The sequence below is a fragment of the Streptomyces sp. NBC_00012 genome, assembly GCF_045040875.1.
GTDB lineage: Bacteria > Actinomycetota > Actinomycetes > Streptomycetales > Streptomycetaceae > Streptomyces.
This window is the reverse complement of sequence record NZ_CP108309.1, coordinates 3,246,269-3,260,770: the sequence shown is the minus strand read 5'-3', so window position 1 is coordinate 3,260,770 and position 14,502 is coordinate 3,246,269. Positions and strand designations below refer to the sequence as shown.

General features: G+C 67.8%; 11 protein-coding genes and 3 pseudogenes. 5 read left to right on the top strand and 9 right to left on the bottom strand.

Features of this window, described 5'->3' with window-relative positions; all coding sequences use genetic code 11:
• Positions 1–32 precede the first annotated feature (32 nt).
• Positions 33–632 carry a DUF6542 domain-containing protein gene (locus tag OHA19_RS14785; protein WP_405716315.1) on the bottom strand — a complete coding sequence of 200 codons (600 nt, stop codon included), beginning with the start codon at positions 630–632 and terminating at the stop codon, positions 33–35.
• A gap of 231 nt (positions 633–863) precedes the next feature.
• Here OHA19_RS14785 and ychF point away from each other — a divergent pair, with 231 nt between their 5' ends.
• Complete coding sequence (gene ychF / locus OHA19_RS14780; protein ID WP_405716316.1) at positions 864–1,952, top strand: redox-regulated ATPase YchF; 1,089 nt, start codon at positions 864–866, stop codon at positions 1,950–1,952.
• A gap of 38 nt (positions 1,953–1,990) precedes the next feature.
• Here ychF and OHA19_RS14775 read toward each other — a convergent pair whose 3' ends face one another.
• The 3 genes from OHA19_RS14775 to OHA19_RS14765 form a co-directional block, all read right to left on the bottom strand.
• Entirely contained in the window at positions 1,991–2,299 is a 309-nt protein-coding gene (locus tag OHA19_RS14775; protein WP_405716317.1) for a type II toxin-antitoxin system RelE/ParE family toxin, read from the bottom strand.
• A complete protein-coding gene (locus OHA19_RS14770; RefSeq protein WP_072483971.1) occupies positions 2,292–2,561 on the bottom strand; it encodes a type II toxin-antitoxin system Phd/YefM family antitoxin in 270 nt (89 codons plus the stop codon). The genes OHA19_RS14775 and OHA19_RS14770 overlap by 8 nt, the downstream gene beginning before the upstream one ends.
• 218 nt (positions 2,562–2,779) lie before the next feature.
• Positions 2,780–3,286 (bottom strand): DUF2004 domain-containing protein, encoded by a 507-nt coding sequence (locus OHA19_RS14765; RefSeq protein WP_405750443.1) that lies wholly within the window; start codon positions 3,284–3,286, stop codon positions 2,780–2,782.
• 309 nt (positions 3,287–3,595) lie between these two features.
• Between OHA19_RS14765 and OHA19_RS14760 the strand changes: the two genes are divergently transcribed.
• Positions 3,596–5,014, top strand: a complete 1,419-nt coding sequence (locus OHA19_RS14760) for an ATP-binding protein (protein ID WP_405716320.1) — start codon at positions 3,596–3,598, stop codon at positions 5,012–5,014.
• 474 nt (positions 5,015–5,488) lie between these two features.
• Entirely contained in the window at positions 5,489–5,932 is a 444-nt protein-coding gene (locus OHA19_RS14755) for a hypothetical protein (protein ID WP_405716321.1), read from the top strand.
• Positions 5,933–6,399: 467 nt separating this feature from the next.
• Here the strand turns inward: OHA19_RS14755 and OHA19_RS14750 are convergent, their stop codons facing one another.
• From OHA19_RS14750 to OHA19_RS14730, 5 genes and pseudogenes are all read right to left on the bottom strand, one after another.
• Entirely contained in the window at positions 6,400–7,200 is an 801-nt protein-coding gene (locus tag OHA19_RS14750; protein ID WP_405716323.1) for a toll/interleukin-1 receptor domain-containing protein, read from the bottom strand.
• Between the two features lie 310 nt (positions 7,201–7,510).
• Positions 7,511–8,122 (bottom strand): annotated as a pseudogene (locus OHA19_RS14745) (transcriptional regulator); the annotation flags it as partial.
• A pseudogene (locus tag OHA19_RS14740) lies at positions 8,102–8,290 on the bottom strand (type II toxin-antitoxin system RelE/ParE family toxin); the annotation flags it as partial. The pseudogenes OHA19_RS14740 and OHA19_RS14745, both read right to left, overlap by 21 nt.
• Positions 8,286–8,552, bottom strand: a pseudogene (locus OHA19_RS14735) (type II toxin-antitoxin system Phd/YefM family antitoxin); the annotation flags it as partial. The pseudogenes OHA19_RS14740 and OHA19_RS14735, both read right to left, overlap by 5 nt.
• A complete protein-coding gene (locus OHA19_RS14730; protein WP_405716325.1) occupies positions 8,531–11,011 on the bottom strand; it encodes a serine/threonine protein kinase in 2,481 nt (826 codons plus the stop codon). The gene OHA19_RS14730 and the pseudogene OHA19_RS14735, both read right to left, overlap by 22 nt.
• Before the next feature lie 137 nt (positions 11,012–11,148).
• Here OHA19_RS14730 and OHA19_RS14725 point away from each other — a divergent pair, with 137 nt between their 5' ends.
• Both OHA19_RS14725 and OHA19_RS14720 read left to right on the top strand, forming a co-directional pair.
• Positions 11,149–12,045, top strand: a complete 897-nt coding sequence (locus OHA19_RS14725; RefSeq protein ID WP_405750441.1) for an SAVMC3_10250 family protein — start codon at positions 11,149–11,151, stop codon at positions 12,043–12,045.
• 42 nt (positions 12,046–12,087) lie between these two features.
• Positions 12,088–14,454, top strand: coding sequence for a protein kinase domain-containing protein (locus OHA19_RS14720; protein WP_405750439.1), 2,367 nt, complete (start codon positions 12,088–12,090; stop codon positions 14,452–14,454).
• Positions 14,455–14,502 lie beyond the last annotated feature (48 nt).

Below are 14,502 nucleotides of genomic sequence, written 5' to 3'. Positions count from 1 at the left end.
CGCCTGGAGCCCCCGCCACGCGGCCCGCACACTCACCGCCGCGGGCGGCGTGCTCCCTGAGAGGAGGGGCGGGCCGTCTGTGCGGCGAGGAGCATGCGGCGCTGCCGCTGACGCATCAGCCGTACCTTCCGTACGGTCGCGATGAGCCCGGCGATGAGCGTTCCGCCGTACAGCCACCCGGCGTGCACGGCGAGCGCGGTGACGACCGCCATGATCCGGCCGCCGAAGCCGCCCGTGCCGCCCGCGATCGGCACGACCCCGACGGCGAACGCGATCGGCACGATGATCGGCGCGGTCACCAGGTCCGCGGGCCGCACCCACAGTGCGGTCAGCGCGCAGACCGGCAGGAACAGCACACCGAACACCACCGACGAACCGTCGAGGGCCAGCAGGTCGAGACAGGCCAGTACGAACATGGTGGCAGCGGCGAAGAGTCCGGCCCCGATCCCCGTCAGCCGGGGATTCGGCAGCCTGCGCAGCGCGAGAACGACGGGCGGCACCGGACGCGAACGGCCCTCCGGCGCGCTCACCACCCGGTAGACGGTCGCGGTCTCCTCGATGGTGCCCTGAGGGGACAGCGGGGCCTGGCGAGACTGCCTGCGCTGCGGGGGACGTGTCCTGTGCTGCTCCACCGGGACAACGTAGGTCGCCGGGCAGCAGGAACCAGGTACGGGACACGCCCTTTGCGCGACCTAGGGGGATGAGTTCGATGCCACACGGCCGAACGGGAACCGGATCGGCACCCGACCGGACCCGTGGGGGCCCGCCCGCCCCCGCCCGTAAACTGGAGAATCGACCACCCGGTCCGCGGTACCTCTCACCTCATCACCACCTCCCTCCTCACTCCTCAGGAAGTCGCCAACGTGTCGCTCACGATCGGAATCGTCGGTCTGCCGAATGTCGGCAAGTCGACCCTGTTCAACGCCCTGACCAAGAACGACGTGCTGGCGGCCAACTACCCGTTCGCCACGATCGAGCCGAACGTCGGCGTCGTCGGCGTCCCGGACGCCCGGCTGAACAAGCTGGCGGATATCTTCGGCTCCCAGCGGCTGCTCCCCGCGACGGTCGACTTCGTCGACATCGCGGGCATCGTCCGCGGCGCCTCGGAGGGCGAGGGCCTGGGCAACAAGTTCCTCGCGAACATCCGCGAGTCCGACGCCATCTGCCAGGTCATCCGCGCCTTCAAGGACGAGAACGTCGTCCACGTCGACGGCAAGGTCTCGCCCAAGGACGACATCGAGACGATCAACACCGAGCTGATCCTCGCCGACCTCCAGTCCGTCGAGAAGGCCGTCCCGCGCCTCACCAAGGAGTCCCGCCTCCAGAAGGAGAAGGTCGCGGTCCTCGCCGCGGTCGAGGAGGCCCAGAAGATCCTGGAGTCGGGCCAGACCCTCTTCGCCTCGGGCATCACCGCCGGCACCGAGAAGGGCAAGCTCCTCCACGAGCTGCACCTCCTGACCACCAAGCCCTTCCTCTATGTCTTCAACGTCGACGAGGACGAGCTGGTCGACGAGGACTTCAAGAACGAGCAGCGCGCCCTGGTCGCGCCCGCCGAGGCGATCTTCCTCAACGCCAAGATCGAGTCCGAGCTGATCGAGCTCGACGACGACGAGGCCCTGGAGCTCCTCCAGTCCATGGGCCAGGAGGAGCCCGGCCTGGCCACCCTCGGCCGCGTCGGCTTCGACACCCTGGGCCTCCAGACCTACCTCACGGCGGGCCCGAAGGAAGCCAGGGCCTGGACGATCAAGAAGGGCGCCACGGCCCCCGAGGCGGCCGGTGTGATCCACACCGACTTCCAGAAGGGCTTCATCAAGGCGGAGATCGTCTCCTTCGAGGACCTGATCGAAACCGGCTCCGTCGCCGAGGCCCGCGCCAAGGGCAAGGCCCGCATGGAGGGCAAGGACTACGTGATGCAGGACGGGGACGTGGTGGAATTCCGCTTCAACGTCTGATTGGACGTGAATAACGGCCTGACCTGCGAGAAGGCAGGTCAGGCCGTTGTGCTGTCCGCAGTAGTCCGCAGAACCTGAAGCGGCTGCGTGTCGTAGACCGTGGAGCGGTGTCCGACGTGTACGACCCACACCACTAGTTCCCCGTTGTCGATGGTGTAGCAGACGCGATAGTCGCCGACTCGTAGGCGGCGGCGCTCAGGCTGGGATACAAGTGCCGTGGTGTTGAAGCCGAAAGGGTCGCTCTCCAGCTCTGTCAGTTTGGCCAGGATACGAAGCGCCATGTCGCGAGGGATCTTGCGAAGCTCGGCCTGGGCCTCGGGTCGGAACACCGTGCGGTAGTCACTCACTGCGTGCCAGCGTCTCCCTCATCACGTCCTCGATCGGGACGCCGGCGGCCGGGCTCGCCATGCGTTCGTCGATGATGCGGTTGATCTCGCGCTCTTCCCACTCCTGGTACTTGCGCAGCACCTCGATCGAGACCACGGCGGCGACCTGCTTGCCGCGGCGGGTGATGACAGTGGGCATGTCGTCGCGGTCGGCCCGTTCGACGACTTCGGCCAAGTGAGCGCGTACGTCGCGGATGGACTCTATGGGCAGCGGCTGAGTCATGCCCCAAAGGTACCGAGTGTGCCATGTGTACACAATCTGGGTTGCATGCCTCGTTGGGATGAGCTGCCGATTGGGTGGCTGATTCCGGGACAGAGATCCGGGAGCAGTTCTTTCTATGACCCATGCCGGCGCGGTCCGGGTCTTCAGTGCCCAGGATCGATGCGCCGTGCCCCGTTCGGTGCTGCCGCGTTGCCACCACCGAGGCGGGGCTGACGCCGTCAGCTTTCCCAGTCGACGGAAACCACGGCCCCGTCGCGGGCCACCTTGACGGCGAGGAGTTCGTCACTGGTCGCAGCGTCGATCGTGTAGTCCATGACGATCCGGGCCTTGGCCTCGCCGATCAGGTGCCACAGTCCGATCCGAACGGGGTGCATGGCTGCAGTGAACGCGTCGGCGCTGATCGCTTCGCCGTTCGCTTCCCGGGTGAGGCGTTTGATCGCCTCGGCGTCGTCGAGTTCGGCGGCGTGGTGGTCGATGAAGCGGCGATCCCGCTGCAGGTCCTCACGGATTGCCGCGCGAGCCGCGGTGTCCAGAGCCGGCAGGTGGGCCAGGTGCGTCGCGAACGTATCCAGTTCTCCCGCATCCAGCCCGGAGCTGGGTTCGGCCCACAGTCGGACTTCGACCTCACTGCTTCCCAGCGCGGCTGTGCCTTCCCAGATGACTTCCGTCTCGCCCACCGGCGGAACCTCAAGGTGCCCGAAGTGAGGGTGATCGATACTCTTCATGGGGCCTGTCATTTCGATGGGCGGGGACGGCTTGAGAAGCAGTGAACGTTCCTGGTCCAGGTTACGACCTCGATCATTCCGTGCGCGGGTACCGGTTCTGTCGGTACAGCGCCTCCGGTGTCACCTGCCCGTACGCGATGCGCACGCGCGCGGTCTGCTCGAAACGACAACCTTGAGTGCACACCAGTGCGCAGACTGCCACCGCGTCTTAAGGCTCAGTCGACACGTCGGTCGAGGGTCACGAAGGCAATCACTAACCTCTATGTTGCTAACATTGTTGTTAGTGTCACGGGTGGAGGTCGACCGGGCGTGGTGGATTTTGTAGGACGTCGCCAGGAGCTGGCGACGTTGGAGCGAGAGCTGCAGAAGGTGGCGGCAGGGATCGGCGGGGAGCGGCCCGGTCGGTGCGTGATGTTGCGTGGGCGGCGCCGGGTGGGTAAGTCGCGGCTGGTCGAGCGCTTTGCGGAGCGCTCCGGAGCCCCTTTCTTGTTCTTCGCTGCGACTGGTGCATCCCCCAGGGATGATCTGGCACGGCTGGCCAGGGACGCCGAAGTGTCGACGCTGCCGTTGGCGGGGCTGGTGGCCGCCGCGCGGCCGGAGAACTGGGATGCCGCGTTCGATGTGCTGGCCGCGGCGCTGCCTGCCGACCAGGCGAGCGTTCTGATCATCGACGAAGTGCCGTACCTGATGGATACCGACGGCGCCTTTGAAGGGATGCTGCAACGGGCCTGGGACCGGGTGCTGGAGACCAAGCCGGTGCTGCTGGTCCTCATCGGCTCCGATCTGTCGATGATGGAGGCACTGAACAGCTACGGACGCCCCTTCCATCAGCGCGGCCGGGAGATGGTGCTGGGACCGCTCAACCCCGCCGAGGTGGGGCAGATGCTCGGGCTGGATCCGGCGGAAGCCTTCGACGCCGCACTGGTCACCGGCGGGCTGCCGCTGATCTGCGCAGAGTGGCCGCGCGGCGCAGGGCTGTGGGACTTCCTCGGCGAGGCGCTGAGCGATCCGGTCTCGGCCCTGCTGGTGTCGGCCGAGCGTTCGCTGGCCGCCGAATTCCCCCCGCAGGTACAGGCGCGCAAGGTGCTGGCGGCCATCGGGAGTGGCGAGCGGACCTTCACCAATATCGCCCGTGCAGCCGGCGGGATCGGGGCCACGCCGCTGCAGCGAGCTCTGGAGCTGCTTACGCAAAAACGGATCGTCGCCGGCGAGCTGCCTGTATCGCTGCGCCCGTCGAAGGACCGCCGCTACCGGGTGACAGATCCGTACCTGCGGTTCTGGTTGCACCTGCTCGGCCCGTCGATGGAGGAGGTCGAGCGGGGGCGGGGCGATCTGACCTTGGCGCGCATCCGGGAGAACTGGACCAGCTGGCGTGGTCGGGCCGTCGAGCCTCTTGTCCGTGAGGCCCTGGCGCGGATACTGCCCGACGACCGGCTGCCCGCGGCCCCCGCCGTGGGCGGCTACTGGACCCGCACCAACGACATCGAGATCGATATCGTCGGGGCCGACCGCGCACCCATCGCCAAGGAGCTGTTCTTCGTCGGCTCCATCAAGTGGCTGGAGCAGTCGCCCTTCGACCGGCATGACTTGGCCGCTCTGCATCGGCACCGGGCTGCCCTCACCGACGAACCTGTTCCAGTCGTGGCGGTTTCGCGTAGTGGAGTCGACTGTCCGGGGCTCGACGCCACCTACGGCCCTGGCGATTTGCTGACCGCCTGGCCGCTGTGAGTGGCGGATGTCAGGTGAGGTACGGGAGTCGGTGAGGCCTCGGTCGCTTACCGGCGCTGTTGTGCAGCGTTGGCGGTCCTGAGCCTCCTCGTGCCCAGGTCCCGGGACAGGAAAGGCTCCCCCGCCGCGGTGTGCGGTGAAGGGGGAGCCTCGGAGGACCGACCGTAAGAGGTGGTCGGGCCGCCCGACGGCCAGGGACCGCTCGCCGAAGCGGACGACGACGTTCACCCGGTCGTCGGTGGTCAGACCGCGGAGCCCGGCGGCATGGCCGATCCAATTCCTGAGGTCGTCGCGCGTCCCGGGGAAGTTCGCCCAGAAGTACGTCCGTACCGCGTCGGCGTAGGCCAGCCGCCCGAAGTGGAGCCGCCCTTCCAGGTCCCGCTCGATCCCGAGCGTCGCCAATCGCTCCCCGAAATCCGTCCGTGCGAGCTCGGTAGTCGTCTCTTCTTCGTGCCTCACCGTCCTCATCAAGCCGTGCCACGCCTCGTAGACGGTGTCGGCGCGGGCCTCCTCGAACACTGCCGCCGCAAGCAGCAGGGCCCGCTCGGGCGCGGTGCGGACCGTGGCCACCTGCCGGCCCACCTCACCGGCACGGTCGGTCACCGCGTGCATCGCCTGGTCGAGCCATCCCGCGAAGTCGACGCCGAACCGGCCGCTGTCGCGAGCAGACCTCACCAGCCCCGCGAGCCGCGCCAGTTCCCGCATGGGGGAGCGTTCGCACAGGCGCTGGAGGTCGTAGCTCCCCAGGTCCGTGGAGTGGAAGGCCATCCGGTCCATACGGAGGTACCGGGTGACGACGGCGATCCCCCGAGGGCGCCCCAGCATCACCGTGTGCGGTTCGAGCTCCGGCGCGTGGGCGTGCTCCATGTCCGACGGCAGGACGACCACCATGTGGGCCCCCGCCTCCTGGGCCTGTGACCGGCGCACGACCAGGAGGCGCTGGGCCTTGGCATAAGCCTCCTCGTCGGCGATCCCGGAGAGGTCGAGGAGGAAGCGGTCCCCCTCGCCGGGGGCGAGAGCGGCCTCGTCCTTGTCCGTGGCGGGAAGCTCCTCGAACCGGTCCTCCTCCTGCTCCTCTTCAGCGCCTGCGTCCTCACCGAGCTCGTGCAGCAGCATGATCGCTGCGGCGCGCCGGCCGCTGCCGGGCGCAGCCTCCAGCAGCACCACCGATCCGGGCTTCTCCAGGCAGTCGGCGGCGATGCGATAGCCCACCGGCCGAACGAACCGGTCGGCCAGGCGTACCCGGTCCTCGCGGGGGATCCGGAGGGACTCGACCCCTTTGCGGATCATCCAGTCCGCGCCGACGCCGTAGAAGACGTACTGGTGCCCCTCGCCGTTGTTCACCGGGCCGCGCGGATCGTTGACGGTGACGCGGTCCTGCTCGGTCATCGTCCGTCGTCCGAGCGCCGACGCTCGCGCTCGAAGCGTTGGTGGACCGTACCGCTGTTGTCGCCCGCGGTGAACTGGACCCCGGTGTTGTCGCCCTCGAAGTGGGGAGCGTTGTACTGGTGCCCCCCACCGGTGTTCACGGGCCCCTGCGGTTCGTTGACGAAGGCGCCGGACAGTTCTCCGTTGAGGTTTCCGATGCCGCGCACGCGCTGTTCGACGTCGCGCGTCCGCATCCTGGTGTGCCTGGTGTGCCTGGTGTCCCGGGCCGACTTCTCACGGGACTTCGCCTCCGCCCGCTCCCGCACCGCACGGGCGTCCCGGTCCATCGCACCCAGCTCGGGCAGGAGCCGGGCGAGGGCGTCGCCGAGCGCCGTCAGGTCCGATTCGGCGTTGCGGTGGTCGAACCGCCTGTACTGGCAGTCCGCCAGCTCCAGCAGATCGTCCGGAAGGACGGAGCGGTCGATCCGCGTGGCCTTTCCGACGAGCACGGGGATCACCAGGACCCCGCGGCCGAGCGCGGTCTGGATCTCGCGACGGGTCCAGTCCTGCTCGGCTTCGAGGGCGGGGCGGCCGTCGGCCCCCCGCACCTCCGCCCAGCGCGGGCCGATCACGGCGAGGAGAGCCTCGCACTCCTCCACCGCCCTGACCAGTTCCACTGGGAAACGGCGTCCGGGCTCGATCGAGTTGCTGGCGAAGAAGATCCGCTCGTCGCCGAACCGACGGGCGAGTTCCCGAGCGATCATGGTCGCTGCGGACTCCTCGTCGCCTGTGCGGTAGTTGACGAAGACGTCGGGCATGAAGGTTCCCTTCGTGAGAGGAAGACAGGGTGAACGGGCGCGGGGCTGTGGACCGGGGCTCCGGTCCGCCCGGGCCATGAGGTCCCGACTGTGTGGACGGCACGGCGCATCCACGGGAGGGCATGCGGATGGGGGGCGTCGTCTGGTGCGTCACTGGTCGCGGGCAGCCCGAAGAAGCCGGGGGCGCGATGCGACGCGTCGAGCGGTGATCAGAGGGTTCCGCCGGGGATCGTGGGATCCGGAGGGCCGGAGGGACCGGGTAGTCCGGCGAGCCGGGCGGCTCGAGTCCGTGTCGGTCGTGGAGGGGCTGTCAGTCGTGCGCGGGGGCGAGCACGCGTGCCAGCGCGGGCTGCAGATCACGTACGGCGCGGCTGCTCCGGAACCGGGAGAGTTCCCGTGCGAGACGCCGGACGTCGCTGTTCACCGTCGCCGAGGGCACGGCCGGCATCACTTCCAGGAGATCCCCGGCGATCGCGCACGCGTGCTCGACCTCCACGGAGGCGGCATGGGCCAAGGACCGGCGGAAGCCGTACCGGGCGCGGGTACGCAGCGCGTGCGGCGGGAGGCGGCGGTACTCCCGGTCGAGTACCTCGGCGGCGGCCTTGGGACGGCCGAGGTCGTGCAGGCACCAGCCGGTCGACATCGCCGCCGGATCGCTTACATGGGAGGTGCCGATCACGGGCTCGGCGCCATTACGGGCGTCGTCGCTGGCAAGCAGTTCCCGCGCCCTGTCGAGGCTGCGGAGGCAGTCGACTTCGTTGCCGACGAGCGCGTGCCCCTGGGCCTCCCGCTGGGCCGCGAGTCCCCGGATGCGCGGCGGGAGTTCGCTGCTCTGGGCGCGGCGGGCCAGGGCGACGGTGCCAGCGGCGTCCCCGCCGTACATTGTGACCAGGGCGCGTCGCACCAGTGCGTAGGAACCGACTCGTAGGCGGCGGCGTTCGGGCTGGGAGACGAGTGCGGTGGTGCTGAAGCCGAGCGGGTCGCTTTCCAGCTCGGTCAGTTTGGCCAGGATGCGGAGCGCCATGTCGCGGGGGATCTTGCGGAGCTCTGCCTGGGCTTCGGGCCGGAAGGCGGTGCGGTACATACTCACTGCGTGCCAGCGTCTCCCTCATGATGTCCTCAATCGGGATGCCGGCTGCCGGATTCGCCATGCGCTCGTCGATGATCCGGTTGATCTCGAGCTCTTCCCACTCCTGGTACTTCCGGAGCACCTCGATGGACACAACGGCGGCGACTTCTTTGCCTCGGCGCGTGATCACGGTGGGTACGTCGTCCCGGTCGGCCCGCTCCACGACCTCGGCCAAGTGTGCGCGCACGTCGCGGATGGACTCTATGGGCATGGGCTGCGCCATGCGCTCAAGTGTACCGAGTGTACACAATGTCGCCGAGTCGGCCGGTCCTGACCCTTTACCGCGGCCTGATGTGCTGGATGTGCTGGATGAACCCGCACCGTGCTGGATGGGTGCTGAATCGCCTGGGTGGCTCCGTCTTGCAGTGGCAGGACGGCGAAGACCGGCACGTCGCTCTCGGTCGTCTCCTCGCTGGGGAACCCGAGGGCAAGGTAGCTGCCGACGGAAACGGCGTGGGGATCCGGATAAGCAACCTTGCCCAGGGCTTTGGAGGCCGTGGTGTTCAGCGATTCGTGTTTTGTTGCTGAACCGTCTGTCGCAGCCAGGGAGTATATGGCGGTCGGACTCAGTGTCTCGTATGTCAGGACCGTCACGCCCGACTTGCCGGCCGTCAGTAGTCGCCCCGAATAGTCGTTGGGGAGTTTTCTCACCCACAGCTGTTTTCCTGTATCCATGTTCACGGCTACGACACCGGTGTCCATTGCCGAAGACATCGGTTCCAGGAGGTACAGGGTGTTGTTGAACATGCGGATTTCGCTGCCCAAACTATTGGCTGAGATCATGTTCGAAATGACGGTCAATTCCACTGGGGTAAGTCTGGTCGATTCGGCTCGCAAGGTGTAGAGGTTGTCACCGCCAATGTCCGCGCTGCAACCGATCAGCAAGTGATCGGCGCCCGCGACCAGGAAGTCCATGGTCCGCACGGTTGCCAGCGCGGTCACTGAACCTGATTCGCCGCCTTTCGGGTCGCAGCTCGGAAGCGCCGACACCGCAGAAGCCGAGGAGGGAGATCGGCCATCGAAAGCAAGCAGCTTGACGCGGGTGTAGTTGTCGCACATGCCGAATGCGTATATCTTGCCGTTGAATTCCTGCGCCTTGCCGGTGAGCCTGCACCCATTGGGCATTGAGGTGTCGCCGTAATTCGTCGACCAGTTGACGGTGCCGCCATGTACGGCGACGCTGATCAAGTCAGTTCTACTGTCGGATTCGTGCCTGAATGGTGCGGTCACCATGCCGTCGCCGATGGATAGGGATTCGTTGATTTCCCCACCCATGGTTCCGGGTGTGCCGCTGGCCACGCCTGTGACGGCTTTGGTCCAGTTGAGCGTTCCGGAGGATAGGGAGATCGTTTGCAGGTGATCGCATTGCGATCCGTAATCCGCTTCGCTCGTTCCGTAGATGAAGGCGCCTATGCCTTCGGAACTGCGACGGCTCATATTGCACAATGAGCTGCCTTTGGGGGGCAGCCAGGACCAGAGCTTCGCCCGGGTGGCAGGGTCGTACGCGGTCAGGCCGGTCGAGGTCCCGAGCACCACGCTCGAGGGCGTGCTCCACAGACCGACGTAGTCACCTGCCGCGCCCTTCGTCAACGACCAGAAAGAGCCCGGCGACCATGAAGGGCTCGACCGGTTGCTCCGAGGGCCGGAGTCGGGTGGCTCATTGGCGATGCCGATACCGAGGCCGATGCCGATCGCGGCCAGCAGCGAGAGTACGCCGACCAGAGCCGCGACCTTGCGATTGACGGCCGCGACGGCCGCGACGGCCGCGACAGTCCGGCGGAACCGCCGACGTGCCCCATGGCGATTCCGGGCAGGTGGCCCATCGGCTTCGACGTCGTCGGCCTCGGCGGCGTCGTGTGGTCGCGCCAAAGCCCGGTGCAGATGTATCAACAGGTTCTCGGAGGTGGGCCGAGCCGCCGGATCCGTTGCGAGGCACGCGGAGATCGACTCCCGCAGGAGGTCGTCGGCGACCCCGCTCAGGTCCGGCTCGGAGCGCACCATGGGGTGGCCGGGTTCGCTCGTCCCGCCGCGGCCGTGCGGACCCCGGCCCGTCGCCAGGAAGTGGAGGACCGCGCCGAGTGCGTAGATGTCCGAGGCCTCGGACGCGGCGTCGCCCAGCAGCCGCTCCGGTGAGGTGTAGCCGGGGTCGGCCATCAGCCGGATCGTGTCCGCGTCCAGCGCTCGGGTGACCCCGAAGTCGATCAGCCGTGGACCGTCCTTGAGTACCAGAATGGTGGACGGTCCGAGGTCGCCGTGGATCATTCGCGCGCGGTGTACGGCGCCGAGCGCCTCGGTCAGTGCTGCCGCGAGCCGCCGCACGGAGTGCGCCGACGGCGGTCCTTCAGCGGCGATCACCATGTCCAACGAGGGAGCGGCGAGGTAAATGGCCGCAATCCAAGGCGTCGTCGCGTCGGTGTCGGAGCCGACGACGGGCACGGTGAAAGCCCCGCTCACGCGCTGAGCGGCCGCGACCTCACGCCGGAGCCTGGCGCGGAATTCAGGATCGCGTGCCATCCCGGCATGGACGACCTTGACGGCTACTCGGCGTCCGCCCGGAGAATGTGCCAGGTACAGCCGGCCTGTCGCATCCGCACCCAGTCTGCTGAGCATCCGATAAGGCCCCAGCCGTACCGGATCCCCCGCGACAAGCGGCTTTTCTTCGCCGAATCCGCTTTCCCTCATCACCCCGCCCCCTCATTACTCCGCCCGTCAGAACAAGGAGTCATCTTCACCACGGCGCCACGGAACTGCCGCGGAGCAGTGAGCGGCCGCCCCGCCGCCGTGCGACCGGCGGCCCGGGGAGAGTACCGGAGAGAGACGTGGGGGACATTTTTCGACAGGATCTCCAAGTCGGGCCGCAGATTCCGAGCTCGTGTGATGATGGTTCAACAGCGGCCGCCCGAGAAGCGGTTGACAGAGGAGTCGATGTGCGGGAGCTCGTCTACTTGTCGGAACAGAAGCTTCAGTACATGTTCGCGGACTCGGGCCGGGGCAGCTCGATGCCGAGTATTGGGGCAACGGTCGGCGTGCCCGGAGTCACGGTGACAATGGCCACCGCATCGCCGGCAGCTGCGCCGGACAGCCCGGCAGACATGGCCCGCAAACTCGACGAGGTGATTCGGTTCCTCGAACGGGATCACCGTCCCGTCGACTTCTCCGCCCCAGGAGTCCGAGCGGGCCAGTGGGTCTTGTTCGACCTGCCGATGGGATGGGGCACGGGTCCGGAAGCCACTGGAACCACCTCGGGCGGCATCGCCCTGTTCGTCGGGACGGCGTCGACCGGTACCGAAGGACCGGACGGCGTCACCGATCTCCTGCTGTGCGGTACGGCCGGCCACTTCCGCCACCGCGCCCAGGCCGCCTCGCGTCCGGGTTCCGACATGGACTCGGTGTATCAGTACCTGGCCGACCTGGAGGCGAACGCGAGCGTGGAGAGCGGACCGGAGGGTGAGTCCCGGGCCGACCGCGCACCGGCCGGGCGTGACCTGGACGAGGACGTCGTGCGCAGCGTCTTCGACGTCATGTCCGAACGCCGGCCACCCCCGCAGCGCGGCCGACTGCGTGGTCACGCACGGGTATTGCTCACCGCCGACCGTGAAGGCCGGTCGCCGCGCCTCGTCGTCGCGACACCGCTGTATGTCGAGAACCCGCCTCCACGCCTTCCGGCCCGTTGGTTCCGTCCTTGGCGTCGTCGCGACGTCGATACGGGTTCGTAGGGAGGGTGCGCCGTGCTTCCACTGACACCTGAGGATCCGACCTTGATCGGGTCCTACCAACTCCTGAAAGTACTCGGGGAGGGCGGCATGGGCCGGGTGTACCTGGCCAGATCGCCCGGCTTCCGCCTGGTCGCCCTGAAGGTCATCCACCGGGAATACGCGACCGACCCCGGCTTCCGCGAGAGATTCAGACGCGAGGCCGCGGCTGCCAGGAGCGTCAGCGAGTTCTACACCACCCCGGTGATCGAGGCCGATCCCGACGCAGAGCAGCCGTGGCTGGCCACCGTCTACCTCCCCGCTCCTTCACTGGAAGAGTTCGTCGACCGGTTCGGAGCCATGAAGGAACCTGCGGTGCGAACGCTGGGTGCCGGGCTTGCCGAAGCACTCTCGGCGATTCATCAGGCCGGGCTCGCTCACCGCGATCTGCATCCCGCTAACGTGCTGCTGACGCGCGAGGGCCCTCAGATCATCGACTTCGGGATCAGCAGGGCGCAGGAAGTGACGCGGGTGACCCGCACCGGCGCGATGATCGGAACGCCGGGGTACATGTCCCCCGAGCAGATCGTCCGGGAGCGTTCGTCCGAGCCGGCCGCCCGGGAACCCGGGGCCGGACATCCCGGCGATGTCTTCTCACTCGGCTGCGTGCTCGCCTTCGCGGCCACCGGCTCGGGTCCGTTCGGCACCGGCAATGCCAGGGCTCGCCTGCGCCGCGCGGTGTACGAGGAGCCGAGTCTGGAACACCTGCCGGGCTCGCTCCGTCCGATCGTCGCGGCTTGTCTGGACAAGAATCCCGCCCGCCGTCCGGGTGCGGCCGACTTACTGAAGCAGCTCTCGCCCGTCAGTCCGCACACCCTGCTGAACGCGCGGCTGCGGGGCGAACTCGACGAGCGTGAGCGACGCGCGGACCTGATCAGCAGAGGTCCCGTCCACCCCGAGCCAGGGGAGGGGGAGCCCCCGGCGGAGAAGAAAGCCGCGGGACATGGGGTCCGTCCGCGCGGTCCGTCGTCGTGGCTGCGCGGACGCGGTCGCCTCTTCGGGATTCTGGCCGGAGCAGTAGCCCTGCTGACCGTCGTCGGCGTCGTTCTCGCGTTCACGCCGTCCGGTTCGGACCCCGACCCCGGCCCCGGCTCAGGCGAATCGGCGCCTCCTGAGGTAAAGCCGAACTCCCCCTGGTCGCTGACTGTCGGTCAGGCCGACATTCTCAAGGGCATGTGGAGCACCCCCTCACGCGTGGTGCTCGGCACACCTTCCGGCCTGACGGCGTACAACCCGGATACCGGCGCGAAGCTATGGTCCTGGAAGCCGCCCGGCGGCGTTCTGTGCAACATGAGCCACACCACGTCCGGTGGGATCGGCGCCATCACCTATGGCACCTTCAACAACACCGTCGGTGGGGAGGAGTGCGATCGTCTGCAGACGATCTCCGTATCCTCCGGGGCCCTCAACTGGACCGAGGCGATTAGCCTGGAGGGCCGCGGTTCGACAGGAATCCCGAACCTGGCCGGTGGCGAATCCCTCTCCATCGGCGGTGGAGTGGTGAGCGCGCCCTTCGCCGGAGCCGCTGACCTGATCAGCGTGTCCGTCCGCACCGGCAAGGTCGGATGGTCCACGGGGTCCACCGAATCCGGCATCAAAGCGATGGTCGACGGGTGCTCACTGAGCGGCCTGGCGCAGGTGCTCAAGGGCACCGTCTACGCACTCGGCCAGTGTGGCGACGGTCAGGGCGAACTCCTTGCGTTCCGCAAGGGTTCGACGCCCTCGATCCAACGGGTCGCGTCGCTTCCCGGCTGCGCCGGTGTTTCCAACACCACCATCTCGGGGTTCATGACCGCGAACGAGGACTACCTCCTCATCGGCTGCGGTGGGGGCCATCCGTCCAGCAGGGTGTACACGCTGGCGGCCGGCTCGACTGTCCCGAACGCCGTGGACCTGAGCGGTGTGGCCGTCACCAGCCTGGGAGCTCTCTACAGTGGCGATCTGCCGCCGGTGAACGTCCTCATGGCCGACAGCACGTTGTACTTGGTGAAAGGACAGAACGTTCCCCTCGGGGGAACGCAGGACGGTGTCGTCGCGGTGGACATGGCGACGGGTGAACAGCGGTGGGCGAGGAAAGTGGCCGGGACCTCCTCGGTGCGGCTGCTCGCGGCGACGGGTTCGGGTGTCTTTGTCCTGGGACGGGGGACGGGGACACCCGCGCTCTACACCCTTACCGCGGCGAACGGTGAGGCGACCAAGAAATACGCACTGAACACTTCGCAGGCCGACACCTTCAACAACCCTTACGATTCCCAGATCCCGTATGCCGTGCCCACGCACGCGCACGTGGCCATCGGAATTCCCTGGGCCCTCAAACCGGACCAGACGGTCCTGGTCGTCCTGCCGACGACGCCTTCGGTCGATGTCCTGTGATGCGCTGTCTGCCCGGACGACGTCCGCGAGGCACGGAGGCACCGTGCA

What these genes read in the sequence shown, in the direction of transcription:
- OHA19_RS14730 (WP_405716325.1), bottom strand. Translation starts at nt 11,011, where the DNA reads ATGAGGGAAAGCGGATTCGGCGAAGAAAAGCCGCTTGTCGCGGGGGAT.
- OHA19_RS14770 (WP_072483971.1), bottom strand. Translation starts at nt 2,561, where the DNA reads ATGACTCAGCCGCTGCCCATAGAGTCCATCCGCGACGTACGCGCTCAC.
- OHA19_RS14765 (WP_405750443.1), bottom strand. Translation starts at nt 3,286, where the DNA reads ATGAAGAGTATCGATCACCCTCACTTCGGGCACCTTGAGGTTCCGCCG.
- OHA19_RS14750 (WP_405716323.1), bottom strand. Translation starts at nt 7,200, where the DNA reads ATGCCCGACGTCTTCGTCAACTACCGCACAGGCGACGAGGAGTCCGCA.